Source organism: Mesorhizobium subarcticum, from assembly GCF_055456085.1.
On sequence record NZ_CM144237.1, the window covers coordinates 2,812,790 to 2,837,826 of the forward strand.

Sequence of the window (25,037 nt, forward strand, 5' to 3'; positions counted from 1 at the left end):
TCCGACAACTGCCAGTGCTATTTCGGCGCCATGCGAATGGCGCCGTCGATGCGGATGGTCTCGCCATTCAACATCTGGTTCTCGATGATGTGCAGGGCAAGGGCGGCATATTCGGATGGCTCGCCGAGGCGGGACGGGAAGGGCACGGCGGCGCCCAGCGAATCCTGCACCTCCTGCGGCATGCCGGCCATCATCGGTGTCTTGAAGATGCCGGGGGCGATGGTGCAGACTCGAATGCCGGATCGGGCAAGATCACGCGCCACCGGCAGCGTCATGCCGACCACGCCGCCCTTGGAGGCGGAGTAGGCGGCCTGGCCGATCTGGCCGTCATAGGCGGCGACCGAAGCGGTGTTGACGATGACGCCGCGCTCGCCACCCTGCAGCGGCTCGAGCTTGGCGGCGCGATCGGCGACCAGGCGGATCATGTTGAAGGTGCCGATCAGGTTGACCTCGATCACCTTGCGGTATTGGTCGAGCGGATGCGGCCCATCCTTGCCGATTGTCTTCACGCCGATGGCGATGCCGGCGCAGTTGACCAGGATGCGCGGCTCGCCAAGCTTGCCCGCCACCTCGGCGACGGCGGCGGCGCCACTGTCGGCGCTGCTGACGTCGCACTGGACGGCAATGCCGCCGATCTCGGCCGCGACCTTGGCGGCGCGGTCGATGCCAATATCGAAGATGGCGACGCGGGCACCCTTGGCGGCAAGCGCACGCGCCGTTGCCTCGCCAAGACCGGAGCCCCCGCCGGTCACGATCGCGATCTGGCCATTCGGATTCATGGCGTCATCCTTTCCTGCATCATCATTTCACGAAAGCGCCGAACACCTGTCCTGGAATTACTCCAAGAGAGCAGGGACGGATCAGGCGCAGATCGACGGGCAAGGTCAAGCCATTGCCTAGATGTGTTCAGCGACCTTGACCTGACTGGCATGACAGACCTCGCCCGTGAGCCTGGCAACCGCGCCTGAAATGATCTCGTGCGACAAAAGGCGATCGAGATCGACAGGGCGCGGCATCGAAATCTGGCCGCGCGGGATGCGTTTGAAGCCGAGCGGTCCGTAATAGGGCTCGTCGCCTACCAGTATGACGGCTGGCGCGCCGGCCCTGGCGGCCGCCTCCAGGGCGATCGCCACCAGCCGGCGGCCGATGCCGAGGTTCTTGAAGGCCGGCCGTACGGCAAGCGGCCCGAGCATCAGCGCGCGGCCGGCGCCGGCGGCGATACGCGTCATGCGCACCGAAGCGACGACGAGGTCGCCGTCGACCGCGACGAAGGACAGCGCCCGCTCATGGCCGCCAGCTTCGCGGATCTTGTAGGCGGCCAGCACGAAGCGGCCGGGCCCGAAGGCTTCGTCGTTGATGGTTTCGATCTGGATGTCGTGCGCCGGGGTTTCCGGCAGGTATTTCACGTCGGCAAGGCTCATGGTCTTTGCGTTCCGGTACAGAGGATAGGTCGCTGCAAACGGCAGCATTCGCCAGTCAGCGCTTCATCAAGCGCGGGCGCCCTTTCGTCGTCGGTCAAACCGGATCAAAGCAAAGTCGAACATGCGGAGTGTCCGCTAGCATCAATTTTCGGCCGCTGCAATCGACCCGTTCGCTGGTCCTATCGATTGACGATCTGTTCAGCCCTTGATGATTTTCGCCTTGCCGCATCGCGCTCTACATGAGGTGGGAACGCGAAAGGACATTGCATGGGATTGCTGGTCGACGGCAAATGGCAGGATCGCTGGTACGACACCAAGGACAGCGGTGGCAAATTCGTGCGGGCGCAGTCGCAGTGGCGCGACTGGATCACGCGCGACGGAACACCCGCCGAAGGCCGCAGCCGCGGCTTCAAGGCGGAACCCGGCCGCTATCACCTCTATGTCTCGCTTGCCTGTCCCTGGGCCCACCGGACGCTGATTTTTCGCGCGCTGAAGAAGCTGGACGGCATTATCTCGGTGTCGGTGGTGCACCATTTCATGGGCGCCAATGGCTGGACGTTTCTGACCGAGGACGGCGCCACCGGCGACACGCTCTACGGTCTCGACTTCCTGCACCAGATCTACACCAGGGCCGATCCCGCCTATTCGGGCCGCGTGACGGTGCCGGTGCTTTGGGACAAAAAGGAACAGACCATCGTCTCCAACGAGTCCTCCGAAATCATCCGGATGCTGAATTCAGCCTTCGACGAATGGGGCGACGCCAGCCTTGATTTCTATCCGCGAGCCTTGCGCGGCGAGATCGATGCGATCAACGCGCTGGTCTATCCCGCCGTCAACAACGGCGTCTACCGCGCCGGCTTCGCCACCACGCAGGCCGCCTATGAGGAAGCCTTCGGCGAGCTGTTTTCGGCGCTCGACACGCTGGCAGAACGGCTATCGACTCAACGCTATCTCGTCGGCGACCGCATCACCGAGGCCGACTGGCGACTGTTCACCACGCTGGTGCGCTTCGATCCGGTCTATGTCGGCCATTTCAAATGCAATCTGCGCCGCATCGCCGACTATCCCAACCTGTCGAACTATCTGCGCGACCTCTATCAGGTACCCGGTGTCGCCGAGACCGTGAACCTGCATCACATCAAGGCGCATTATTACGCCAGCCATGAAACGATCAATCCGACCCGGATCGTGCCGGTCGGACCGGAACTGGACTATGGCGCGCCGCATGATCGGGGCAGGTTCAGAAAGGCAGCGTGAAGATCGCGGTCTCTACTGGAAAGGCTTGGTATCGAGCGGCGTCTGTCTTGCGCGATGGGTTTTCAACAAGGTGTTTCCGAACCGGTTGGAATAACCGGCGGCGTTGAGGCCGAAAACAAGCAGGACAGCGAAGGCGAGGATCAAGATCCAGACATAGGCGGGAATGCCATCGGCGTCTCCAGGTATGGCGCCAGCCGCGAATGAAAACGCGAGCAGCAACGCCGAGAAAAGCAAGGCGGCTATCGTCGAAAACGATACGATTTTCCAGTATTCCTGCCGGCTGAAAAGCCGCCCGTTTCGTTTTACAAAGAACGAATAGGCCGTCATGGTCGAGATGAAGTTTATGACGAAATTCATGGCCTTGCCCGCGCTTTCGAACAAGGATGGAAAAAACATCGCGAAGACGATGAGGGCTATCGATAGGGCTATCGTCGTCAGAATATAAATCCCGACATATGGCCATACATTGGCCGATTGCGTTTTCTCGATAGTCATTCAACTCTCCGGGGAAACATAGTGGAATATTAGAATTGGATAATAAAATATTCAGGCTAGATAAGTCGTATTCCAGAGATCAGCAGTAGGGACAAGGCGGTTCGCTTCGAAAATCTGTGCAATTCGCCGCAGCATCGGTATCCTCCCGCAGAGATTTATCGAGGCGGCTAACACTCTCAGAGGGTTATGGTCTACCAGTAAGGCGACGCCGGTTCGCTCCTAAAAACCTCGGCGATGCGCCGCAGCGTTGCCGGTGTCGTTCCCTCCGGCAAGCCACCGAGCGGGAAGAAGCCGGCCTCGGCGATCTCGTGGTCCGGCTGCTTTGGCGCTGTCTGGCTGAAGTTCTCGATCACGTAGAAGCCGACATGATCGCGCCGGCTGGAACGGCGGTTGAAATGCATCGACGTCAGCACCGGCGGGCCGGTCAGGGCGATGTTGCATTCCTCGACAAGCTCGCGCGCCAATGCGTCGGCCATCGTCTCGCCCACCTCGACGCCGCCACCGGGAAGCTGCCAGCCGGGAACATAGGTGTGACGAATGAGGAAGATGGAGTTGGACGCGGTGTCGTGGATCAGGCCGCGTACGCCAAGCGTCATTGGCCGCCGCAATACGAAATAGAGGTGAAACAACCTGGCCCGCAGCCCCGGCCAGCCGGTCTGGCGGAAGGCGGCTTCTGCATCGTTCGTCATTGCTGGTGAAACCGTGGCTGGAAAGCCAAGCTGTTGTGGAAAGAAGGGCGCGTGTCGCCTATGAAAGAAACATGTTCAGGCTCGCGCATATTTCCGATGTCCATCTGGGGCCGCTCCCGGATGTATCCTATCGCGATCTCGCCTCCAAGCGCGTGCTCGGCTACGTCAACTGGCAGCGCAACCGCCGCCGCCACATGCATGATGCCGTCATCGACGCCATCACCGCCGACATCAAGGCGCAAAGCCCCGACCATCTCGCTGTCACCGGCGACCTGGTCAATCTGGCGCTCGACGGCGAGATCGAGATGGCCAGGCACTGGCTGGAGACGCTGGGATCGCCACACGATGTCTCGGTTGTTCCGGGCAATCACGACGCCTATGTGCCCGGCGCCTTCGACAAGGTCTGCCGCTCGTGGGCAGCGTGGATGAGCGGCGACGGCATCAATACGCCGGTCGACCGCAACGCATTTCCCTATCTGCGCGTGCGCGGCAATGTCGCGCTGATCGGCGTCTCGACGGCGCGTGCCACCGCACCCTTCATGGCCAATGGCTTCTTCATGGAGGGCCAGGCGGAGCGGCTCGGCAAAATCCTGCGCGACACCGCCGGACAAGGCCTGTTTCGCGCGATCATGATCCACCATCCGCCGGTGCGCGGAGCCGTCTCGCAGCACAAGCGGCTGTTCGGCATCTCTCGCTTCCACAAAATTATTCGCCAGCACGGCGCCGAGCTCGTCCTGCACGGTCATTCGCATCTGCCGTCGCTGTTCCAGATCGGCGCCCGCGGTGCCAAGGTTCCGGTGGTCGGTGTCGCCGCCGCGGGCCAGGCGCCAGGCGGCAAGCATCCTGCAGCGCAGTACAATCTGTTCGATATCGCTGGCGAAAAGGGGAGCTGGCGCATCCGCCTGACACGGCGCGGGCTTACCGGACCGGCAACACCGCCGTCGGATCTGCAGACGCTGGAACTCGGCGTGGAGGCCGGCGCTGCTATGGCCGCAGGCTAAGCCCCATCGCGACGATACGGTCCCAGAACAGGACGACCGACACCCCCAGGCCGACCAGCGCACCGGCGGCGATCAGGCCAAGGCCGGACAAGAAGGCCGACCAGCCCTTGCTGCGCGTCGCCACCCGCAGTGGCGGCTCTGCTTCCAGCACACCGGCGCGCTTCATGCCGGCGACAGCCGGCTCGACCCCGCCTTCCATCATCCGCTGACGCTCGACGACGCGCTCGGCGACATAGCGCGTCACCTGATCGACAACGGGCTTCATCTCGGTCGATTCGGCCAGCACAACCCGGCCGATGCGGGTGTCCTTGAGGAAGCGGTAGGTCCGGCGGTCGCGCCCCATCGCGACATGGCTGACAGCATCGATCCACAGGCGCGGCTGCAGGCCTGAGGAAACGACGAAGTCGAAATTGTCCATGTCGGTGGGAACATCGGCAAAGACTGGCGCGAGTTCGGCGGCCAGCAGATCGAGACGCATGCGATGCGCCTCGCGCATGTCGACGACGACATCGTCGCGGTCGGCGAAGGCGTTCTTCACATCACGGATGGCATCGGACAGCTTTTTCGACTGGTCGATCCTTTCGCCTGCGTCCTTCATCGGCGTCTGCCTCGCGGGTTTGGTTAACACGGGGTTAACACAGCCGCCGGAAAAATGCACTGCGAGATCGATGTGTCCGGGGACAGGCGAAAAAGTCAGCCAGTCGCTGCCAATCTCGGGCGATGCGGCCTGGCACGGCGGTTCATGTTGCGGCGAACGATGTCGGCAACGAGGTCGGGCGCTTCCTCGACAAGCATGTGGCCGGCCTCCAGCACGTGATGCACATGAAAATGCGCCGGCAGGTCATCGGCCTGGGTGGATGGCAGCACGATATCGTCGGCACCCCACACCACCATGACAGGCATGTTCAGCCCGTCGAGACGGTCACGCGGGATAACGCCTTGCCGATCATCAGCGGTCATGGCGGCCGCGATTTCGTCAAGTTTCTGCAGCTGGCCGGGCCGCCGACGCATCTCGCAAAGCACATCCACGATACGTTCCGGAGGCGGGTTGTGAGGGCGGGACATTGCGGCAAGGCAGTCTCTGATCTCGGAGGGATCCCGTGCGCTGGCGTAGCGGCGCAGCAGCGGACCATTGATCTCGGGGCCAAGGCCTCCTGGGGCCAGAAGGGTCAGAGACGCTACTTTTTGCGGCTCGGCCAGCGCCATCAGCATCGCCACCGCGCCACCCATTGAATGGCCGACAAGATGAACGCGCTTCAGTTTTCGCGCCGACAGGTCGGCGAGAACCGCCCTGGCGGCCACCTTGGCAGGACCGGCGTCTGGGAAACCGAACGACAGTCCGTGGCCTGGCAGGTCATAAGCCAGGGTACGCGTAGACGATGGCAGCGAGGCGATCACCTCGCGCCAGACATCGTGGCAGCCGCCGAAACCATGCAGCAGAACGATGGTCTTCGAACCAGCACCTTGTTCGGCGGCATAGAGCGATGAAATCATGAAGGCTGGGGGCTTGTTGCTGGACTGGGAAAACTGCGGAACCGGAGTGCAATTGTGGCTGGATTGCTCCTCGCCCAGTGCCAAGGCCAGTAAAGTTTTCGCGATTTGTACGGTTGATGACAAAACTCGCCGGCTAACCGTTATTCGATGGTTGCATCCTACGAAACCGACAATGGCTCGGCGCGCCGGGCCGTGGATGTTGCTTGGTGTCAGCTCGGGTTGCCGAGCCCGGCGGCGCGTAAGGCCTGGACCAGCCGGTCGGTCAGGTCGGCCGGATATTTCCGCTCGACGAAGGTCGCGCGCGGATCGGCGGCAAATTTGGGGAATTTGGTGTTCATCTCTTCCAGCAGCGTGGTCACCAGATGGTCCTGTCCGGCGGCCTTGGCGCCGATCAGGCGCGCCGCCAGATAATGCGATTTCGTTGCCGTGGTTCTCAATGCCATGCTGGCCGCGATGGCCTTGTTCATGTCACCCAGCATGAAATCACCAACGAACAGTCCGTAATCCCACCATGTCGAGTGGCCGCTGAACGTCTCGGCCGCATGGGTAAGGATCGGCGTTCCCTCCGCGTAGCGGCCAGCAAAGATCAGCCCGTAGCCATAGGCGGCGGCCATGCCGAGATCATAGGGATTGAGTTCATAGGCTTTGCGCATCCAGCGGATCGCTTCGTCCGTATTGCCAAGGCGCGAACTGACGTAGCCATAGGCGCGATGCGCATAGGGGCTGGTCGGCCCCATTTGCACGCCGCGATGGGCAAACTCGACGGCCTTTTCGATCGTCGCATTGGGCGGATAGGCATAGTGATCGGAGACCGCCTCAACCTGCAGGGATGCAAGTTCCGAATAGACGAGCGAGGATTTTGCCCCGGAATTGGCCAACGTCTCCAGGCAGCGGTAAGCGGCCTCGTGGGTTCTGGCATTCTGGTCGAGATAATATTTGTCGTTGAGCAGCAGGCATTCGGTCAGGCCGTTTGGCGTGCCAGTCTGCTCCATATAGTTGTAGATCGTGCCCGAGGCGGGAAGTGCAGAGCTCAGCATGTCGGCAACGCGGTCCTCGACAGTGGTCGGGGCGCTGTCGGCCGGTGTGAGATTGCGTGAAAGGAGCACCCGCCCCGATGCCACGCTTTGCAGTTCGATCGTAATGTCGCCGGCGTTCGGGCCAGGCAGAATGTCGAAGATGAAGCTGGTGGCCTCGGTGGCGGGATCGTGCCTGTTGATGGTATCGCGACCGATGAAGTCGATCGTATCGAAGCCGCTCAGGCCGGCGCGCAGCGACGCGGCGACACGGCTGGCATCGGCACCGTCGGCCTTGACGTCGATGTAAACGAGCGGAAGGGATTCAGCGATCGCCGACGGCGCAACGGCGCTGGCTTGGCCGGCGGTCGCGAGCTTAGCGGGCAAGTCGCCGCCTGCCAACAGCGCGCCGCTGCCCTGACGCAAGATCAGAATGCCGAGCATGGCGATGACCACGGCGATCGCCATCCAGAAGAATCTGAGATGGCGCGCCACCGAGGGGAGCGGCGCTACCGGCGGCGCCAGCAACGCAACGGGCGCAATGGTGTCGTCGGCGGCACCGAAGTGCTCGGATGGGGCTGCTGCCGCTTCCGTCTGCTCGGCGGGCTTCACCGCTTCCGGTAAACGGATCGCGTTGAGCTCATAGGCCGGGACGTAGCCGCCGCGTGGAATGGCGATGCGGACGGGTTCGGCGACGCCTTCATTGGCGAAATACTGCTGCAGCAACTCGCGCAGCCTGCCTGCCTGCACCCGCACCACGGCATCGGTCGACGGATCGAAATCGCCGTCCTTGCCAAAGACATCCATGGCGATGGAAAAGCCCTTGAGCCTATCGGCTTCGCCAGCTTGCTCGCGTTCGACAAGATAACGGATCAGCTTGCGCGCGCGCTCGGATCTTCCGAACGTTTGGCTGGCAAGCAGTCTTTCCAGTGTCTCGCGCACTGCGGGGGCGGCAGGCGTCGCATGCTGCAAGTGTCGATCCTCTCGAAGTCGGCACAGGTTGAGGCGCAATCATATAGGGCCTGCACCGCCACACAAGTGTACAGGCCATTATGCGATCGCGTACCTAACCGGATAATTTTTCGGTGGTTAATGGCGCGGCCGATGTCGGCTATGAAACGGCGCGCCAAAGCGCGCCGTCAACATCACCGGCCGGTTGAGGCCAAGGCCTTGTTCAAGCTCAAAAAAATCGTGGCGCGAGAGCCAGTCTAACCTCTCGCGCCGATGACCGGCAGACGCTGGAATTGCTCAGCGCGCCTTGCCGCCAACGATGCGGTTGGCGGCCGAAGTCACCGCTTCAAGAGAGGCGGCGACAATGTTGGTGTTGATGCCGGCGCCGAACAGCTTGCCACCGGGATATTCCATTTCGACATAGGAAATAGCCGAGGCATTCGAGCCGCGCTGCATGGAATGCTCGGAATAATCGAGCACCGACATCTCGACGCCGACATGGCGCGACAGCGCATCGACGAAACCGTCGATCGGGCCGGTGCCGGTGCCGGTAATGGTCACTTCCTTGCCGTTGTCGACGATGATCGCCTCGACCACGCGCCGGCCCTTGACCTCGGTATCGGGATAGGTGTGATGGTCGAGGAATTTCAGGCGCGCGCCGGGCTGGTCGATGTAGGTCTCGAGGAAGCGATCGTGGATGCGCTTGACTGGGACCTCCTTGCCTTCGGCATCGGTGATCGCCTGGATCGCCTGGCTGAATTCAATCTGCAGATTGCGCGGCAGGTTGAGGCCGTAATCGGCCTGCAGCACATAGGCGATGCCGCCCTTGCCCGACTGCGAGTTGATGCGGATGATCGCCTCATAGCTGCGGCCGACATCGGCCGGGTCGATCGGCAGGTAGGGCACTTCCCACACCGGCGTGTTGGCCTTTTTCAGGGCCTTCATGCCCTTGTTGATGGCGTCCTGGTGCGAGCCGGAAAAGGCGGTGTAGACCAGTTCGCCGACATAGGGATGGCGCTCGGAGATTTTCAGCTGGTTCGAATATTCATAGACGTCCTTCATCCGGTTGATGTCGGAGCAGTCGATGCCCGGGTCCACGCCTTGCGTGTACATGTTGAGCGCCAGCGTGACGATATCGACATTGCCGGTGCGCTCGCCATTGCCGAACAGAGTGCCTTCGACGCGGTCGGCACCCGCCATCAGGCCGAGTTCGGTGGTGGCGATGCCGGTGCCGCGGTCATTGTGCGGATGCAGCGAGATAATCAGGTTTTCGCGGTTGTCGAGATTGCGGCACATCCATTCGATACGATCGGCATAGATGTTGGGCGTCGACATCTCGACCGTCGACGGCAGGTTGATGATCAGCTTGTTGTCTGAAGTCGGCCTGACGATCTCTGTGACGGCGTTGCAGATCTCCAGCGCCACTTCGAGCTCCGTGCCGGTAAAGCTCTCCGGCGAATATTCGAAGCGATAGCCGCCGCCGGCCTTGGCAGCCATGTCGGTGATCATCTTGGCCGCGTCGGTGGCGATACGCTTGATGCCGCCGACGTCCTTTTCGAAGACGACGCGGCGCTGCAACTCGCTGGTCGAATTGTAGAAGTGCACGATCGGGTTGGTGGCGCCCTTCAGTGCCTCGAAGGTGCGGGTGATGAGTTCGGGCCGGCACTGCACCAGCACCTGCAGCGAGACATCGGCGGGCACATTGCCTTCCTCGATGCACCAGCGGGCGAAGTCGAAATCGGTCTGCGAGGCCGAGGGGAAACCGATCTCGATCTCCTTGAAGCCCATGTCGAGCAGCAGGCCGAACATGCGCGCCTTGCGCTCATGGCCCATCGGGTCGATCAGCGCCTGGTTGCCGTCGCGCAGGTCGACCGAGCACCAGATCGGCGTCTTGTCGATCACTTTCGAAGGCCAGGTGCGGTCGGTGAGGCCAACGGTTGGATAGGGTTGATATTTACGGGCGGCGTCCGGCATGCCCCGGTTCTGCATGCCATGGGCTGCCTCAGGCCTGCCCTTCGCCGCATCCTTGCCGGTTACCGCGGCATCAGGACGGATCTCTTCTCGTGCGTTCATCGTCTTGTTCTCCCGGCGGCTCACGGATCCACCTCAGCGGATTGATGGCGAGCGACGCCTTTACCAGAATTTCGTTCGCTTGATGTGACTTGGCAAGGAGCGTGCGCTTGCGCGGCGGTTCGACCGCCGGGCGCTCCTTCAGCGAACCCGGCGATCGCCGATAAGGCCGAGAAGAAGCAGGGTCGAGGCAAGCGCGCGCACGGTCTCGCCGGCAAAGCCGGTCTGACGGGAAGCGGTGGTGGCGCGCGTGTTCATGCCGGTCCTCATACAGGAGCGGCCTGTTGGAGGCAAGCGGGCGGCTGAATCTGTTGAACATTATCCCTAATGCGGGTGCTCTTCCCCAGGCGCCGCAAATGCGCCAGACTTGGCTGCCGACGGGGCTGCGGTGCTTCGTCTCCGAGAGGGGATTGTCCATGAATTTCGTGTTCTTCTCGCCGCATTTTCCAGCCAACGGCGCCGATTTCTGCGACCGGCTGAAAAAAGCTGGAGCCACTGTGCTCGGCATTGGCGACGCGCCCTACGATGCGCTGGACGGCAGACTGAAGACGGCACTGTCGGAATATTATCGCATCGCCGACATGGAGAACTACGACCATGTCTTCCGGGCGATAGGGCATTTCATTCACAAATGGGGCCGCATCGACCGCTTCGAATCGCTCAACGAGCACTGGCTGGAGCTGGAAGCCAATATCCGCACGGACTTCAACATCTACGGCACCAAGCTCGATTTCGTGAAGAATCTGAAGCGCAAGAGCCGCATGCGCGCCTTCTTCCGCAAGAGCGGCGTCGAGACCATCGCGCAGCGCAAATGCTCCGACCGCGCCGGCGCCATGACCTTTATCCGCCGGGTCGGCTACCCCGTGGTGGTGAAACCGGATTCGGGCTCCGGCGCCTCCAACACCTTCAAGATCTCCAACGCCAAGGAGCTCGACCAGTTCTTCCGGGACAAGCCCGAGGGCGTGACCTTCGTCATGGAGCAGTTCATCGAGGGGCTGGTGGTGACCTATGACGGGCTGGTCAACCGCGACGGCGAGGTGGTTCTGGCGGCCAGCCATCGCTACGACCAGAGCATCATGGAGGTGGTCAACAACGACCGCCACATGAGCTACACCTGCTTTCCCCGGGTCAGGCCGGCAATCGAGGAGGCCGGCCGCAAGATCCTGAAGGCGTTCGACGTGCGCGAGCGCTTCTTCCACATCGAGTTGTTCGAAACCAGAGACGACCGCGTCATCGCGCTGGAAGTCAACATGCGGCCGCCCGGCGCCTGGATGACCGACGCCATCAACTACACATTCGACATCGATGTTTATGCGGCCTGGGCCGACATGGTGGTCAAGGACGCAGCCGGCGGACCCTATGAGGGCAAGTATTTCACCGCCTATGCCAGCCGCAAGCGGCGCCTCCACTATTTGCACAGCCATGAGGACGTGCTAGCGGCGCACCGCGACAAGATCGTCCACCATCAGCCGATAGAAGAGGTTTTCAGCCGCGCCATGGGAAATTACGCCTATCAGATGCGCTCGAAGGACCAGGCTGATCTGCGCGAGGCTGTTGCTTACATCCACGCGGAAAAGGCTTGAGCCATGGACATCTCCTATCACAAGGCCTTCGCCCGCACTCTCGGCCGCGACATGGAATACAAGCGCTACGGCCATGCCGGCCGGCCGGTCGTGGTGTTCCCGACCTCGCAGGGGCGGTTCTACCAGTTCGAGGATTCCGGCGGCGTCGGCGCGCTGGGCGAGTTCATCGACACCGGCCGTATCCAGCTGTTCACGGTCGACGGCATCGATTCGGAATCCTTCTTCAACAAGCATGTCGATGCCGCCCATCGCATCGCCCGCCACGAGGGCTATTTCCGCTATGTGCGCGAGGAGGCACTGCCGGAGATCCTGTCCACCGCATCGGCCGCCAATGGCGGGCGCAAGCTGAAGCCGCTGTTTTCAGGCTGTTCGATGGGCGGCTACCATTCCTCGAATTTCGTCTTCCGGTTTCCAGAACTTGCCAGCGGCGTCATCTCGCTGTCGGGTGTCTATTCGGCCCGCGATTTTTTCGGCAAGGCGCTGGAGGGCGACATCTTCTACAACTCGCCGCTGGACTATCTGCCGGGCATCGTCGACCAGAAACTGCTGACCCGGCTGAAGACGCTGAGGCTGATCTTCTGCTGCGGGCAGGGCGCCTGGGAAGAGCGCATGCTGGTCGAGACGCGCAGGCTGGAACAGATCCTGCGCGACAAGTCGATTCCCGCCTGGGTCGATTACTGGGGCGGCGACGTCAGCCATGACTGGCCATGGTGGCACAAGCAGTTGGTCTATTTCTTCGGCCGCTGGCTGGATGATGATTTGATGCACAGGCTCGACTAAGGTGCATTGATATTCAGGTGAGGCTGGCCTGCCTCGTCACCGCCTGACGGACGCCTGGGCAAGCTAGCCTTCTTGGCAGGCTGGCAGAGAAACAGCCTCGTGTTCCAACGCCGATCCGCGACGCAGGCCGAGGAAGACGACAAGGGCGGTGACGACAGTGATTGCCGCCAGTACGATCAACAGCCTGTCGAACGCTGTTTCGTAGGCCTGGACCAGAACCACGGCGCTGGCCGTCGGCAGATGTTGTGCCGTTTCAGCCACATTGCCGGTCACCAGCAGCTGCGCCGCTGCGGTCGCATCCCTGAAGGACGCTCCTTGAGCGGAGAGCTGTGCTGCGGTGAAGCCCGACAGGGTCGCCATGACGATGGCCACCGCCACACCCTCGCAAGCGACACGGGTGGTGTTGAAGATGCCGACCGCCATGCCGGCGCGCTCCCTCGGCACGACACTGACGGCAAGCCCGTCCATCAGCCCCCAGGGCAAAGCGATGCCGATACCGATCAGCACCAGCGGAGCGACCAGCGCGATGTCGACCGGCGGTGTCAGGCTCAGCCAGACGAGGCCGGCGGCGGCGATGAGCAGGCCCGCGCCGCAGATCATGGCCGGAGCGATCCAGCGCGCCAGCTGGCCGGCAAGCAGGGGCAGGATCAGCAGCGGCCCCGACAGGCAGATCATCAATTGCCCGGCCTTGATCTCGTTCATCCCTTCGATGCCGATGAAACGGATCGGCAAAAGCACGAGCAGGACGACGAAGCCATAGGCGGGTGCCGCCGCCAGGAACTGGACGCCGACGAAGCGGGGAAAGCGAAACAGCGTGAGATCGAGCATCGGCCGGCGCACGCGCCGCTCGACGATAACGAAGGCGGCGAAGAAGAGGGCGGCCGCCACGAGCAGGGCGATGACGAGGGGATCAGCCCAACCGCTCTGTGGCGCCTGCAAGACACCATAGGTCAGCAAGGCCAGTGCGCTCGTGAAAGTGCCGGCACCCGCCCAGTCGAGGCCGGTCGCATCCGGGTCGCGCGATTCGGTGATGGTGCGCAGGCCGAGGCTTGCCGCGGCAAGCGCGAGCGCTGCGACCAGAACAAAGATCGAGCGCCAGCCGAATGCAGAGATGAGCAGGCCCGAGGCGATCGGACCAAAGGCAAGGCCAATGCCGAAACTGGTGCCGAGGAAGGAGAAGGCGCGCAGCCGCAGCGGTCCTTCGAACTCCTGGGCAAGGGCCGAGGCGCCGCCGGCGAAGGCGGCGGCGGCGCCGATGCCTTGTGCGGCCCTGAACATGTCGAACCAGACGATGTCTGGCGCCAGCATCGCACCCAGTGATGCCAGGACATAGAGGCCGAGGCCCGCCAGGAAGATGCGCTTGCGGCCATGATTATCAGCCAGCGCACCTGCCGCCATCAGGCTGGCGCCGAAGGTCAGCATGAAGGCATTGGTCACCCAGTTGAGCGCGATCGGGCTGCCGCCAAGATCGGCCGCGATACGGGAGAGCGCGACGGCCGGACCGGTGAAGGTCAAGGGCATCGTCATCGCGGCAAGGCATACCGACAAGAGCATGAGCCATCTCTCGGCCGAGCGGTTGTGTTCTTCAAGGTCATGGATTCTCCTATCTGAAGAAGGATCTGTCGGCATGCCGCCTGGATCGCGACGCCGGCTGCAACGACAAGATAGGTCGGCGGCTTTTCCGGAAAAATAGTGCTATATCTCCTGATATACCGGACTGAAACGCTCGAATGGAAATGCGATGGATCGCCTCAATGGCCTCGTGGCCTTCGCCCGTACCGCCGAGCTTGGCAGCTTCATGGCCGCCGGGCGGGCGCTCGGGATTTCCGCTTCCGCCGTCGGCAAGAGCGTCGCCAAGCTCGAGCAGGAACTCGGCGTGAGGCTGCTGCAGCGCAGTACACGACGCATCAGCCTGACCGAAGAGGGCAGACTGTTCAATGAGCGGGTGCGGCGCATCCTCGATGACATCGACGACGCCGAGGCGATGCTGTCGCGGACACGGGAGACACCGCGCGGCCGGCTGCGGGTCTCAACCCCGATCGTCACCTACCATCTGCTTTTGCCGGTGCTGTCGGAGTTCATGGAGCGCTATCCCGAGATCGAGCTCGACATCGATTTCAACGATCGCATCGTCGACGTCATTGAAGAGGGCATCGACGTCGCAATTCGAAGTGGCGAGCTGGCCGATTCTCGATTGGTGTCGAGACCGGTTGCCCCCTTTCGCATGCTTTTGTGCGCCGCACCGTCCTATCTAGACCGCCATGGCACTCCCGGCGTGCCGGCGGATCTCGTCAGGCATTTCGGCATAGACTTCCGCTTTCTCAACAGCGGCAGACTGCTGGAGTGGCCGTTCATCACCGGAAGCGCCGAACCACAGATCCGCTCGATGCTGACCTGCAACAACATGGAAGCGTTGAAGGGCGCCACGATCGCCGGCCTCGGTATCGCCTGCATGCCGGATTTCCTGGTCCGCGACGCGCTACACGACGGCAGACTGCGCATCGTGCTGGACGATCATGTCGGCGGCCGCGGCCAGTTCCGGATGCTGTGGCCCTCCAATCGCCATCTGTCGCCAAAGGTGCGCGTCTTCGTCGATTTCCTTCCCGAACGCCTTGCGGCACCACGATAGGCAGTCAGCGGGGCACGGCCTTGTGATTTCCAGATGCGAAGCGAAAGCGGCACAACGGCGGTAATTCGCCGGCCGACGGATGAGCGGTCCGGCAAAAGGCACATTGCGGATAGGCCTGTTCGGCATCTTAGAAGAAATATGATTATTCCAGTCAAGTTTTCTGTGGAAACCCTAGCGGTGCTGTGGCATGCCCGACGATGGCGACGGGGCCCAGATCTTTCGGCGGCTTCGTTTGAACCGCTATCGAAGGATTTCAGCGATGGACCAATTGAGCGCGCAGACCCACATCAGCGATGAGGCAATCAGGTCGGCGATCGAGCGCCTGCGCGCCGAGCACGGCGAATGCGAGATCGAAACCGGCGTCGCCGATCGATGGGAGCTTCGCCTGTATTACGGATCGTTGAGCGCCACGCTCGAAGGCGACGCCATGCTGGTTCGGGTCGCAGCGATCGATGAAACCTGCCTGTCCTACATGAAGATGACGGTCGCCGGCCGTGTCGCGCAGCATCTCGGCACCACCAGTGGATTGCGCTGGCAAGGCGACGGCAGCGATACTGACACGCCAGTCTTCTTCCGCGAGATCAGGGTGGTGTCGTCGACGCGGATTTCGCCGCACATGCAGCGCCTGCGCTTCGCCGGCACGGATCTCGACCGTTTCACCCATGGCGGCCTGCACATGCGGCTGCTGTTGCCGCCGCGCGGCCGGCGGCCGGTCTGGCCGTCCATGGGCGTTGACGGCCTGCTTGTCTGGCCGGCCGGCGAGGATGCGCTCACCGTACGGGTCTACACGATCCGGGCGATCGATGCGGCGAGCGGCTGGCTCGATGTCGATTTCGTGCTGCATCCCGGCCAGCACACGCCGGCCGCCGTCTTCGCGCAGAATGCACGGGCCGGGGACCTCATCGGCATGATCGGACCCGGTGGCGGCGAGGCGCCGGAGGGGCGGATCCTGCTTCTCGTTGGCGACGATACCGCGCTGCCCGCCATTGGCAGGATCCTCGAGCACCTGCCTTCGTCAACCCGCGCCGAGGCGCTCATCGAGGTGGACGGCCCGGATGACCGGATCGCGCTGCCGCAAGGCGGGAACATCGACATCACCTGGCTCTACCGGCATGGTCGCGAGGCCGGCACCGCCGGCCTGCTGCCCACCGCCCTGCGAGAGCGCAGCCACGCCGCACTCGCGGATGGCCTCGTTGTCTGGGCCGGATGCGAGTTCGCCGACTTCCGGGAGATCCGCAGGATCGTGCGCAAGGAATGGGGACTGCCACGCGACAGGCATCTGGTCACCGCCTATTGGCGCCGCGGCGCGCTAGGCGAGAACGGCGGCGGCGAGGAATAATGGCATCTAAGGCACTGACCCGTGTCAGTCCCTGATACTTCTCGCCACCAGCCGGGCGACGCTCGGGCCGACCAGCAGCACGATCAGGAAGCGCGCCGATTGCAGCGCCATGACGAAGGAGATGTCGACGTTCTGTGCCGCGGCAGCAATGATGGCGACGCTGTCCATGCCGCCGGGGCTGGTCGCCAGATAGGCGGTCAGCGGGTCGATGCCGAGGAGATGACTGATCAGGAAGGCGAGCCCGCCGCAAAAGGCGATCAGCGCTACGATCGAGGCGACGATCTGCGGCAGCGCGCGCGTTGCATGGCGCAGGATCGGCCTGGTGAAATTCAGCCCGATCGACCAGCCGACCATGGCGTAGCTGACTGCCAGCAGCCAGGGCGGCAACTGCATCTCGACACCAAGGCCGAGATGGATGACGGCGCCGAAGATGAAGGTGCCGAGGAAGAAGGGCGAGGGCAGGCGGCACAGTCTGCCCGCCAACCCGCCGACCAAGGCGATGCCTGACGTCGCGGCGAAAGCTTGGCCGTCTATCGGCGGAAACCAGATGATGGGCGGGACTTCGATGCCTGATGTGTCGACCCACATCTTGGCGACGATGGCCGCCGTCATCGACACGAAGATGACGCGCAGATACTGCATGAAGGCAACGAGCCGCTGGTCGGCGCCAAAGGCGCCGGCCATCAGCACCATTGCGGTGGCCGCCCCCGGTGACGAGCCCCAGACGGCGGTGGTGCCGGGCAGGATGCGCCAACGGCTGATCAGCCAGCCGAGCAGGCTGGAGGCCGCGACGGTGGCGATCACCACGCCCACGAACAGCGGCCATTCGGCGTAAAAGACGGGAAGGATGTCAGCCGAGATCGACGCGGCGACCAGACAGCCGACAATGGCCTGGGCGGAGCCGAACACGAGGCGCGGCACCCGCACCGTGGCGCCATTGGTGCCGGCGACGATCGCCGCCAGCATCGGCCCGATCAGCAGCGCCGCCGGCAAAGCGGCAAGTTCGAGCGCGCCGGCAAACAGGACCGAAATGGTGAGCAGGATCAGCCATTGCCAAGGCTTGTGCATCCGTGCCATGCGCTCGGTGGCGGGCTGATCGGGGGGCTGCTGGGCCGAGGAATCCATCTTTCGGTCTTAGACGCGAAGCGAGGCGATGCGAACCCCGCAGTGCTGAAAAAGCTGCTCGCAGATATCAGCCCGTCTTGCCGTTAGCCAAGCCGAAACCGCCGACAGGGTGGGTCTCCACCTGGAACTCGAAGCCGGCGATGAAGGGCCGTGCCTTGGCGATGGCCGCCTGGACTTCGGGAAGCTGCAGCGACGTCTTGTGGCTTTCGGCGTCGGTCCACACTTCGGTCACCCATATGGCATCGGCATCCGCCGGGTCGGTGGCGATGATGTAGCTCAGGCAACCCGGCAGGGCGCCGGTGCTGTCACGCAGCACGTCCATGACCGCGTCGCGCTGGCCGCGCGCCGCCCGCATCTTGCCGATCAGTCCATACATTCCTTCGCCTCCCTTTGAAGTCTCCGACAAGAGTCTGTGGGTCACCAGTATGCAATTGCCCGCTCACGGCATCAACTGGCCGCCATTCACCTCGATCACCTGGCCGGTGATGTAGCCGCTCAAGAGATCGGACGAGAGGAACAGATAGGCCCCAACGCAGTCTTCGGCAGTACCGGCGCGCCCCTGCGGAATGGTGGCGACCATGCCCTTGATCTGCTCGGCGGTCGAATAGCGCTCATGGAAGGGCGTGAGAATCGTGCCGGGCGCCACCGCATTGACGCGGATACCGAAGCCGATCAGCTCCTTGGCCATGCCACGCGTGACATTGGAGACGAAGGCCTTGGCCGAGCCATAGAGACCGGCGCCGCCGCCGGCGCCATTGCGCGCGGCGATCGACGAGGTGTTGACGATGAAGCCGCCCTGCTTCTTCAGCCACGGTATCGCCTTGCGCGAGGCGGTCAGCACCGAACGCGCGTTGAGGTCCATCACCGCGTCGTAATGCGCCTCGGTCTGCTCGGCATAGGGCACGCGGCCGAGCATGCCGCCGGCATTGTTGACCAGTCCATCGAGACGGCCGAATTTCTCGGCGCTCTCCTCGACGACACGCTCGACATCGGCGGCAACCGAGAAATCGCCCTGGACGAGGAAGACTTCGCCGCCTTTGTCGGTGATTGTCCTGGCAAGCGTTTCAGCCGCCTCGCGGCTCGAATTGTAGTGCAGTGCCACCTTGCATCGTTGCTCGGCATAGGCCAGCGCAAGCGCCGCGCCGATGCCGGTCGAGGCGCCGGTGACCAGAACCGCCTTGCCGGCGAGATCGGGGATGGTGAGGGTGGCTGGCACGGTTCTTTCTCCGGAGATTTCGACGGGGTCAAGACTGTGCACTATGGCCGGAGATAGGCATAGCCCTGGCTTTGCAGTTCGGCGAGCTTGACGACGCCGCCCTTGTCGGCGGCATGGAAGCCGTCGAGCAGGTCGGTGAGTGAAATGTCCATGCCCCGCATGGTGTTGCCGCAGGCTTGCGGCTCGAGCCCCTGCTGCACCAGGCCGGCGAAGCGGCCGGAGATGGCTGCCGATATGCCCTTCGACTTGAAGCTGGCCAGGGCCGGGCCATGCACGACCAGCACGATGTCGACATTGCCGCCGGTGCCCTCATAATGGTTCTTGATGTTGCCGAGCACAAAATTGACCTTGTCGACATCGCTGAGGTGATAGGCCACCTTCAGCCTGGCAGGCTCCGTGGCCGCTGCCTGCACAGCCCGCAGGCCAAGAAACGTTCCGGTTCCGGCAAGAACCGCGCGGAACATGTCGCGCCGGCGCATGGCATCCCTCCTCGGATTTCACTGCGATTTGCGTGGCCCTGGCCGCAATACTAGCATAAATTGACGTTACGTCCTGTCGATGCGGAGGAGAGGTCACATGACGTTCAGGGCAGGGGAATGGAAGACAATTGCCGGCGCCGGGTTTGGCGTTGCGCTGCTTGGTTTGCTGGCAGGCACAGCCGTCGCCGCCGACGCGCTCAAACTCAAGGAGCTCAGCCCGAACGGGGCGGACGCCTGTTTCGGCCGGGTCTATGATGCGGCCCATCTCAAGGCGCATCCGAAGCAGAAGGTGGCGCGGATCTTCTTCTACTATGGCCATGACCCGGTGAGCCGGCCGAACGAGGAACCGCCCGCCAACCAGGACACGTCCTACAATGGTTTTCTCACCACCACGGTGCGCGGCGCCAAGAAGCCGGAATGGGCGAGCAGCTGGTGCAACAAGAGCGATCCGAGCGACCCTTCGAGCGGTATAGGCTGCGGCATGGATTGCGACCGTTCGCTTGCCTCTCTGAAGGTCGACGACAAGGGCAAGCTTCTGATCTCAGGCCTGTCGCCGGACGTCTATCTCGATCCCGATGCATCGGAGTCGATGAGCAAGGCGGAGTATGCCAGGCAGCAGCTCGGCAGCGAGGACGACAATTTCAAGCTCGACCCGATGCCGGCCGACACCTGCAAGGCGGAGTTCGCGCGCATCGATCCGATCGATCCGGCGCTTGGGGATCCGTTGCGCGTGCGGCTGAAGCCCGACCAGCCCTTCTGCTATGGGCGCGACTATGACGATGCGCATCTGAAGTCGCATCCTAACCAGATGACCCAATCCATCCGCGTCTTCCGCGGCCCGATCGAGCTCGCATCCTTCGCTGCTGACGGTGACAAGGCGAATTGGCCTGACGGCGCCGACATCGCCGTCTCGGTCACGACGCGGAAGAAGGGGGCCAAGGTCACGCAGACCTATTCCTGCCAGGGGGAGGCCGACCAATGGCGTTGTGCCGCGAGTGCGAAGATGAGCAATTTCTCCTGCGACATCGCGCAGAAGGAAATCTTCCTCAAGCGCGGCGCCAACGGCACGATGATGCTGGCCAATCCCAACAGCAGCGTGGCCATCGTTGACCTCTGTTCGAAGGCGGCCGACGGCAAGACGAAGTCCGACGACAAGGTCTATCGGTTGGAGCCAATGCCGCAATCGGCCTGTGCGCCTTAGCAGCTATTTGGTAATGAATATGATGCGTCGCAGCTTTCTTGGTTTTCTGACTTCCTTGGCCTTCATCGGTTCCGCCAACGCTGAAGGCGAGGCTGAGGCTCGCAAGGCGGCCTCAACAGCACAGTTGAAGAAGGAGGGCGTGCCCTTCATCGACCATTTGTCGACGATCGAAACCGCAGCCGAAAGTCGGCGACGGACGACGGACGAGGTGGTTAAACGCGCCATCGCACTGGTGATCGTGGCCGTCAAAGGGGAGACCAATGATCGAAGTCTTGTAAGCAACTTGATCAGCCAGTTTGGAGCAGAAGGGTTTTTTACGCCCAAAGAGCGAGCGTTTGTCGGTAACCCCGTTGCAACCGAGCAAGATCGCGCAAATTTTAGCTGGCGCTATGAAGGGGCTTTCGTAATGTTGTGGGCGTTGCAAGTCTTCAAAAACCTTGGGCGTCCAGATAAGCCTTGCGATGTGTCGCTTATGGTTTCGATGTTGCGTGACCTCGACACGGAAGGACTGCTCAAGCGGGCCAATTTGCGCCCGCAAAGCGACCTTCTCGATGCTGCCGATCTGATCTATCGGTACGATTGGGCTGTGGTGGATGCGCGGGTGAATGGGAAAGCCGCGCCGGCGGGATTGGAACGAGACGTGGTTGTCGAACGTCATTACGCCCTCAATTGGCTAATTGGTTATATGGGGCAGGAGTGGGACGACATCTCGACTGACACATGATGAGCCGGTCGCAAGCGGGGTGCTACCTTGGATCGGGCTTCGCTTGCCGAGTTTGGATTTGACGAACGTAGACGGTTCACCTGACTACGGTTTTGCCGAGGCCGAGCTGGCGCGCATTTGATCAGCAGGCGCGGCCCGATTTGGAGACCTTATTCAGGAAGCAACGCCTAGATGGAGCCATTCAAGGGTTACCTCTCAGGCGGTAATGGCGCGATCGATCCGGCGAGGTCGGCAGATCCTCGCCCGAGGATGATGCCCTGAGTTTTTCCTCAAGCAAACGGCACCGCCGTCGTGCCCTTGGGCAGCTTGGCCTCATCGTCGGGCTCGACGTGGATGGTGACGCGCACGGAGGGGATTTCGGCCCTTAGCGCGTCTTCGATGCGGTCGCAGATGACGTGGCTGGCGCCGACCGTCATGTCGGCGTCGACGACCAGATGAAACTCGATGAAGGTGGCGCGGCCGGCGATGCGTGTTTTGAGGTCATGCACCTCCATCGCGCCCTTGCAGTTGGCGGAGATGATGTCGCGGATGCGCATGTGCTCGGCGGTGTCGACGGCACGGTCCATCAGCCCGTTCATCGACGAGCCGATGACGTGCCAGCCCTGCCACAGGATGTTGAGCGCGACGATTACGGCGAGCGCCGGGTCGAGGATCTGCCAGCCGGTCAGGATCGCCCCGACCAGGCCGCCGAAGACGCCAATCGAGGTCACGACGTCGGTCATGATGTGATTGCCGTCGGCAACCAGCGCCGGCGATTTCGCGGCCCTGCCGGCGCGGATCAGCGTCCACGCCCAGAAGGCATTGATGGCGGTGGCGATACCGTTGACGGCAAGGCCGTTCCAGGGTTTTTCGATGGGCGCCGGCGTCTGCCAGGATCGCCAGACCTCGTTGAGGATCAAGAGTGCCGCCAGCACGATCAGCACGCCCTCCAGCACGGCCGAGAAATACTCGGCCTTGTGGTGGCCGAACGGGTGATCCTGGTCGGCCGGCTTGTAGCTGACCTGGATGGCCCAGAAGGCGGCGCCCGAGGCAATGACGTTGACGATCGATTCCAGCGCGTCGGAATAGAGCGCGACGGAGCCGGTGATGTACCAGGCGGCGAGTTTCAGGCCGAGCACGACGGCGGCAATGATGATCGACCAGAAGGCAAGGTTGGCGACCTTGCGCTTGGCGGCCGCCTTGGCCGCGATCGCCATTGTGTTCTCAGCTTCGGCCATCGAGTTCAGGCTGCCTTTTCCTTGGCCTTGCGCGGCAAATGGGCAACGATGTTCTCGATGATGCGCATGCCGGCATTGTGGCCGAGCGTCATGATCGATTCCGGGTGGAACTGCACGGCGGCGATCGGCTCCTTGCGGTGTTCGAAGGCCATGATGACACCGTCCTCCGTCTCGGCCGTGACAACGAAATCATCGGGCAGGCGAACCGGATCGGCGAAGATCGAATGGTAGCGGCCGACGGTGACTTCCTTGGGCAGGCCGGAGAAGATGATGCCCGGCTTGGAGACCCGGATGCGCGACGGCTTGCCATGCATCGGCACATGCAGCTGACGCAATTCGCCGCCATAGGCCTCGGCCAGCGCCTGCAGGCCAAGGCAGACACCGAAGATCGGGAGGTCGCGGGCACGGGCTCGTCTGATTGTGGCGGCGCAATCGAAATCCTTCGGCGTGCCGGGTCCGGGCGACAGCACGACGAGGTCGGGCTTCAGCCGGTCGAACACTTCATCCGGCACCGGCGTGCGCACGGTCGAGACATTGGCGCCGGTCTGGCGGAAATAATTGGCCAGCGTGTGGACGAAGGAGTCTTCGTGGTCGACGAGCAGGATGTTGACGCCATCGCCGACGCGCGCGGTGGTACGCTCGGTGCTGGCGGAATTGCCGGTCTTGGCGTCGCGGATGGCGGAGAGCATGGCGGATGCCTTCAATTCGGTTTCGGCTTCTTCTTCCTCGGGAATGCTGTCGAATAGCAAGGTGGCGCCGGCGCGGACTTCGGCGATGCCGTCCTTGATGCGGATGGTGCGCAGCGTCAGGCCGGTGTTCATGTCGCCGTTGAAATTGACCATGCCGATGGCGCCGCCATACCAGGCGCGCGGGCTCTTCTCGTTCTGCTCGATGAAGCGCATGGCCCACAGTTTTGGCGCGCCCGTGACGGTGACCGCCCAGGCGTGTGAGAGAAATGCGTCGAAGGCGTCCATGCCTTCGCGCAGGCGGCCCTCAATGTGATCGACGGTGTGGATAAGCCGAGAATACATCTCGATCTGGCGGCGGCCGATGACACGCACCGAGCCCGGCTCACAGACGCGCGACTTGTCGTTGCGGTCGACGTCCGAACACATGGTCAGCTCGGATTCGTCCTTCTTTGAATTGAGCAGCTTCAGGATCTGCTCTGAGTCGGAAATGGCATCGTCGCCGCGTTTGATGGTGCCGGAGATCGGGCAGGTCTCGACACGGCGGCCGTTGACGCGCACGAACATTTCGGGCGAAGCGCCGATCAGATATTCGCCTTCGCCCAGATTGATAAAGAAGGAATAGGGCGACGGGTTGATCGACTTCAGCTTGCGCGAGATCTCGGATGGCTGTGTCTCGCAACGCTCGTAGAACATCTGGCCGGGCACGACCTCGAACAGATCGCCGCGCTTGAAACTATCCATCGCCTTGCGCACCAGATTGGCATATTCGCCCGGCTCATGGTCGCCGCGCGGCGGGATGCGGTCTGCGGTCTTGAACGGCTCGGCGATCTCATCGCGGGCTAGGCCTTCGGTGGAAAAACCCACGCCTGCATAGTCGTAGCGGTCGGTCCAGGCCTTGGCCGAATAGTGGTCGACGACGAGAATCTCGTCGGGCAGGAACAGCACCAGGTCGCGCTGGCTCGGCTTGCGCTCGAGCTTGTAGTCGACCGGGTCGAACTGGAAAGCGAGGTCGTAGCCGAAAGCGCCGTAGAGGCCGAGATTGGCGTCCTCGGCGGTTTTGAACAAAGCGGTGATGGCGCGCAGCACGGTGAAGACGGATGGAACGCGGCTGCGCTCTTCCTCGGTGAAGACACGGCCGGGCTTGGCGACGTCGAGCCGGATCAGCGTCTTCGTCGTCTCGGCGATGGTGATGTCGGCAAGGCTATCAAGCGTCTTGCCGATGACCGGCAACAGCGCCTCGCCACGGCGGTTCAGCGCCTCGATGCGCATGGCACGGCCACGCGCGGAGATGACCAAAGGCGGATCGATGATGGCGGTGTCCCAGCGCGTATAGCGGCCGGGATATTCATAATTCGAGGAAAACACCGCGCCACGGCGGGAATTCAAGCCGTCGACATAGGTGTCGATCGCGCCCGCATAGGGCCGGTCGTGGCGCTCGCGGGTGATGGTGATGCCACCCTCGGTCACGAAGCTTTCAGCGCCGTTTTCCAGAACCTTCATCGTCATTGCCGTCTCCATCTGGCTTGTTGGGCAACGGACCCGGGACTGGCTTTGAAAAAACAAATGGCCGCCCGGACATTCCGTTGCGGCCACCCTCTATTTTCACGCACGCGCGTTCGAACAGGCCGCTGTCAGCAGGCCCACCACCAAATGGTCTTGGTCGA

At 62.7% G+C, this 25,037-nt stretch carries 23 protein-coding genes; 8 read left to right on the plus strand and 15 right to left on the minus strand.

All coding sequences use genetic code 11. From position 1 onward, the window contains the following. Positions 1-17: 17 nt before the first annotated feature. Positions 18-779 (minus strand): 3-hydroxyacyl-CoA dehydrogenase, encoded by a 762-nt coding sequence (locus ACZYHG_RS13655; RefSeq protein ID WP_464614224.1) that lies wholly within the window; start codon positions 777-779, stop codon positions 18-20. Between the two features lie 117 nt (positions 780-896). Next, positions 897-1,421, minus strand: a complete 525-nt coding sequence (locus ACZYHG_RS13660; RefSeq protein ID WP_464614225.1) for a GNAT family N-acetyltransferase — start codon at positions 1,419-1,421, stop codon at positions 897-899. Positions 1,422-1,688: 267 nt separating this feature from the next. On the opposite strand from ACZYHG_RS13660, the gene ACZYHG_RS13665 reads away from it, so the two are divergent. Continuing rightward, positions 1,689-2,678 carry a glutathione S-transferase family protein gene (locus ACZYHG_RS13665; RefSeq protein ID WP_464614226.1) on the plus strand — a complete coding sequence of 330 codons (990 nt, stop codon included), beginning with the start codon at positions 1,689-1,691 and terminating at the stop codon, positions 2,676-2,678. Between the two features lie 12 nt (positions 2,679-2,690). Here the strand turns inward: ACZYHG_RS13665 and ACZYHG_RS13670 are convergent, their stop codons facing one another. Both ACZYHG_RS13670 and ACZYHG_RS13675 read right to left on the minus strand, forming a co-directional pair. After that, positions 2,691-3,173, minus strand: a complete 483-nt coding sequence (locus ACZYHG_RS13670) for an ABZJ_00895 family protein (RefSeq protein ID WP_464614227.1) — start codon at positions 3,171-3,173, stop codon at positions 2,691-2,693. 191 nt (positions 3,174-3,364) lie between these two features. Beyond that, complete coding sequence (locus ACZYHG_RS13675) at positions 3,365-3,862, minus strand: NUDIX domain-containing protein (protein ID WP_464614228.1); 498 nt, start codon at positions 3,860-3,862, stop codon at positions 3,365-3,367. Between the two features lie 71 nt (positions 3,863-3,933). Here ACZYHG_RS13675 and ACZYHG_RS13680 point away from each other — a divergent pair, with 71 nt between their 5' ends. Then, complete coding sequence (locus ACZYHG_RS13680) at positions 3,934-4,863, plus strand: metallophosphoesterase family protein (protein ID WP_464614229.1); 930 nt, start codon at positions 3,934-3,936, stop codon at positions 4,861-4,863. Here ACZYHG_RS13680 and ACZYHG_RS13685 read toward each other — a convergent pair. The 4 genes from ACZYHG_RS13685 to leuA form a co-directional block, all read right to left on the minus strand. Then, positions 4,847-5,461: a hypothetical protein gene (locus tag ACZYHG_RS13685; protein ID WP_464614230.1), complete on the minus strand. Its 615-nt coding sequence runs from the start codon at positions 5,459-5,461 to the stop codon at positions 4,847-4,849. The genes ACZYHG_RS13680 and ACZYHG_RS13685 overlap by 17 nt on opposite strands. Before the next feature lie 95 nt (positions 5,462-5,556). Further along, positions 5,557-6,357, minus strand: a complete 801-nt coding sequence (locus tag ACZYHG_RS13690) for an alpha/beta fold hydrolase (RefSeq protein WP_464614231.1) — start codon at positions 6,355-6,357, stop codon at positions 5,557-5,559. A gap of 209 nt (positions 6,358-6,566) precedes the next feature. Further along, positions 6,567-8,342: a tetratricopeptide repeat protein gene (locus ACZYHG_RS13695; protein ID WP_464614232.1), complete on the minus strand. Its 1,776-nt coding sequence runs from the start codon at positions 8,340-8,342 to the stop codon at positions 6,567-6,569. 276 nt (positions 8,343-8,618) lie between these two features. After that, the gene (leuA, locus tag ACZYHG_RS13700; protein ID WP_464614682.1) at positions 8,619-10,295 is read right to left on the minus strand and encodes a 2-isopropylmalate synthase; all 1,677 of its coding nucleotides are present in this window, start codon (positions 10,293-10,295) and stop codon (positions 8,619-8,621) included. 512 nt (positions 10,296-10,807) lie between these two features. On the opposite strand from leuA, the gene ACZYHG_RS13705 reads away from it, so the two are divergent. Next, complete coding sequence (locus tag ACZYHG_RS13705) at positions 10,808-11,974, plus strand: ATP-grasp domain-containing protein (protein WP_464614233.1); 1,167 nt, start codon at positions 10,808-10,810, stop codon at positions 11,972-11,974. A gap of 3 nt (positions 11,975-11,977) precedes the next feature. After that, entirely contained in the window at positions 11,978-12,754 is a 777-nt protein-coding gene (locus tag ACZYHG_RS13710; RefSeq protein ID WP_464614234.1) for an esterase family protein, read from the plus strand. A gap of 63 nt (positions 12,755-12,817) precedes the next feature. Here ACZYHG_RS13710 and ACZYHG_RS13715 read toward each other — a convergent pair whose 3' ends face one another. Beyond that, positions 12,818-14,308, minus strand: a complete 1,491-nt coding sequence (locus tag ACZYHG_RS13715; protein WP_464614235.1) for an MFS transporter — start codon at positions 14,306-14,308, stop codon at positions 12,818-12,820. Between the two features lie 187 nt (positions 14,309-14,495). Between ACZYHG_RS13715 and ACZYHG_RS13720 the strand changes: the two genes are divergently transcribed. Both ACZYHG_RS13720 and ACZYHG_RS13725 read left to right on the plus strand, forming a co-directional pair. Then, the gene (locus ACZYHG_RS13720) at positions 14,496-15,383 is read left to right on the plus strand and encodes a LysR family transcriptional regulator (protein WP_464614236.1); all 888 of its coding nucleotides are present in this window, start codon (positions 14,496-14,498) and stop codon (positions 15,381-15,383) included. 259 nt (positions 15,384-15,642) lie between these two features. Beyond that, the gene (locus tag ACZYHG_RS13725) at positions 15,643-16,722 is read left to right on the plus strand and encodes a siderophore-interacting protein (protein WP_464614237.1); all 1,080 of its coding nucleotides are present in this window, start codon (positions 15,643-15,645) and stop codon (positions 16,720-16,722) included. Between the two features lie 24 nt (positions 16,723-16,746). On the opposite strand, the gene ACZYHG_RS13730 is transcribed toward ACZYHG_RS13725, so the two are convergent. The 4 genes from ACZYHG_RS13730 to ACZYHG_RS13745 form a co-directional block, all read right to left on the minus strand. Beyond that, positions 16,747-17,847, minus strand: a complete 1,101-nt coding sequence (locus ACZYHG_RS13730) for an AbrB family transcriptional regulator (RefSeq protein WP_464614238.1) — start codon at positions 17,845-17,847, stop codon at positions 16,747-16,749. Positions 17,848-17,914: 67 nt separating this feature from the next. Continuing rightward, positions 17,915-18,223, minus strand: a complete 309-nt coding sequence (locus tag ACZYHG_RS13735) for a putative quinol monooxygenase (protein ID WP_027030715.1) — start codon at positions 18,221-18,223, stop codon at positions 17,915-17,917. A 63-nt stretch (positions 18,224-18,286) separates the two neighbouring features. Continuing rightward, positions 18,287-19,063, minus strand: coding sequence for an SDR family NAD(P)-dependent oxidoreductase (locus ACZYHG_RS13740; RefSeq protein WP_464614239.1), 777 nt, complete (start codon positions 19,061-19,063; stop codon positions 18,287-18,289). Between the two features lie 41 nt (positions 19,064-19,104). Next, entirely contained in the window at positions 19,105-19,542 is a 438-nt protein-coding gene (locus ACZYHG_RS13745) for a DsrE family protein (RefSeq protein WP_027030713.1), read from the minus strand. Positions 19,543-19,639: 97 nt separating this feature from the next. Here ACZYHG_RS13745 and ACZYHG_RS13750 point away from each other — a divergent pair, with 97 nt between their 5' ends. Then, positions 19,640-20,743, plus strand: a complete 1,104-nt coding sequence (locus tag ACZYHG_RS13750; RefSeq protein ID WP_464614240.1) for a hypothetical protein — start codon at positions 19,640-19,642, stop codon at positions 20,741-20,743. Between the two features lie 19 nt (positions 20,744-20,762). After that, positions 20,763-21,467, plus strand: coding sequence for a DUF4272 domain-containing protein (locus tag ACZYHG_RS13755; RefSeq protein WP_464614241.1), 705 nt, complete (start codon positions 20,763-20,765; stop codon positions 21,465-21,467). A gap of 269 nt (positions 21,468-21,736) precedes the next feature. Here ACZYHG_RS13755 and ACZYHG_RS13760 read toward each other — a convergent pair whose 3' ends face one another. Beyond that, positions 21,737-22,684 (minus strand): cation diffusion facilitator family transporter, encoded by a 948-nt coding sequence (locus ACZYHG_RS13760; protein ID WP_464614242.1) that lies wholly within the window; start codon positions 22,682-22,684, stop codon positions 21,737-21,739. A 5-nt stretch (positions 22,685-22,689) separates the two neighbouring features. Beyond that, entirely contained in the window at positions 22,690-24,879 is a 2,190-nt protein-coding gene (locus ACZYHG_RS13765) for an anthranilate synthase (protein ID WP_464614243.1), read from the minus strand. Between the last annotated feature and the right edge of the window lie 158 nt (positions 24,880-25,037).

Excerpts from the sequence above, each read along its gene's own strand:
- ACZYHG_RS13655 (WP_464614224.1), bottom strand. The coding sequence starts at position 779 with ATGAATCCGAATGGCCAGATCGCGATCGTGACCGGCGGGGGCTCCGGT.
- ACZYHG_RS13660 (WP_464614225.1), bottom strand. The coding sequence starts at position 1,421 with ATGAGCCTTGCCGACGTGAAATACCTGCCGGAAACCCCGGCGCACGAC.
- ACZYHG_RS13665 (WP_464614226.1), top strand. The coding sequence starts at position 1,689 with ATGGGATTGCTGGTCGACGGCAAATGGCAGGATCGCTGGTACGACACC.
- ACZYHG_RS13670 (WP_464614227.1), bottom strand. The coding sequence starts at position 3,173 with ATGACTATCGAGAAAACGCAATCGGCCAATGTATGGCCATATGTCGGG.
- ACZYHG_RS13675 (WP_464614228.1), bottom strand. The coding sequence starts at position 3,862 with ATGACGAACGATGCAGAAGCCGCCTTCCGCCAGACCGGCTGGCCGGGG.
- ACZYHG_RS13680 (WP_464614229.1), top strand. The coding sequence starts at position 3,934 with ATGTTCAGGCTCGCGCATATTTCCGATGTCCATCTGGGGCCGCTCCCG.
- ACZYHG_RS13685 (WP_464614230.1), bottom strand. The coding sequence starts at position 5,461 with ATGAAGGACGCAGGCGAAAGGATCGACCAGTCGAAAAAGCTGTCCGAT.
- ACZYHG_RS13690 (WP_464614231.1), bottom strand. The coding sequence starts at position 6,357 with ATGATTTCATCGCTCTATGCCGCCGAACAAGGTGCTGGTTCGAAGACC.
- leuA (WP_464614682.1), bottom strand. The coding sequence starts at position 10,295 with ATGCCGGACGCCGCCCGTAAATATCAACCCTATCCAACCGTTGGCCTC.
- ACZYHG_RS13705 (WP_464614233.1), top strand. The coding sequence starts at position 10,808 with ATGAATTTCGTGTTCTTCTCGCCGCATTTTCCAGCCAACGGCGCCGAT.
- ACZYHG_RS13710 (WP_464614234.1), top strand. The coding sequence starts at position 11,978 with ATGGACATCTCCTATCACAAGGCCTTCGCCCGCACTCTCGGCCGCGAC.
- ACZYHG_RS13715 (WP_464614235.1), bottom strand. The coding sequence starts at position 14,308 with ATGCTCTTGTCGGTATGCCTTGCCGCGATGACGATGCCCTTGACCTTC.
- ACZYHG_RS13720 (WP_464614236.1), top strand. The coding sequence starts at position 14,496 with ATGGATCGCCTCAATGGCCTCGTGGCCTTCGCCCGTACCGCCGAGCTT.
- ACZYHG_RS13725 (WP_464614237.1), top strand. The coding sequence starts at position 15,643 with ATGGACCAATTGAGCGCGCAGACCCACATCAGCGATGAGGCAATCAGG.
- ACZYHG_RS13730 (WP_464614238.1), bottom strand. The coding sequence starts at position 17,847 with ATGGATTCCTCGGCCCAGCAGCCCCCCGATCAGCCCGCCACCGAGCGC.
- ACZYHG_RS13735 (WP_027030715.1), bottom strand. The coding sequence starts at position 18,223 with ATGTATGGACTGATCGGCAAGATGCGGGCGGCGCGCGGCCAGCGCGAC.
- ACZYHG_RS13745 (WP_027030713.1), bottom strand. The coding sequence starts at position 19,542 with ATGCGCCGGCGCGACATGTTCCGCGCGGTTCTTGCCGGAACCGGAACG.
- ACZYHG_RS13750 (WP_464614240.1), top strand. The coding sequence starts at position 19,640 with ATGACGTTCAGGGCAGGGGAATGGAAGACAATTGCCGGCGCCGGGTTT.
- ACZYHG_RS13755 (WP_464614241.1), top strand. The coding sequence starts at position 20,763 with ATGATGCGTCGCAGCTTTCTTGGTTTTCTGACTTCCTTGGCCTTCATC.
- ACZYHG_RS13760 (WP_464614242.1), bottom strand. The coding sequence starts at position 22,684 with ATGGCCGAAGCTGAGAACACAATGGCGATCGCGGCCAAGGCGGCCGCC.
- ACZYHG_RS13765 (WP_464614243.1), bottom strand. The coding sequence starts at position 24,879 with ATGACGATGAAGGTTCTGGAAAACGGCGCTGAAAGCTTCGTGACCGAG.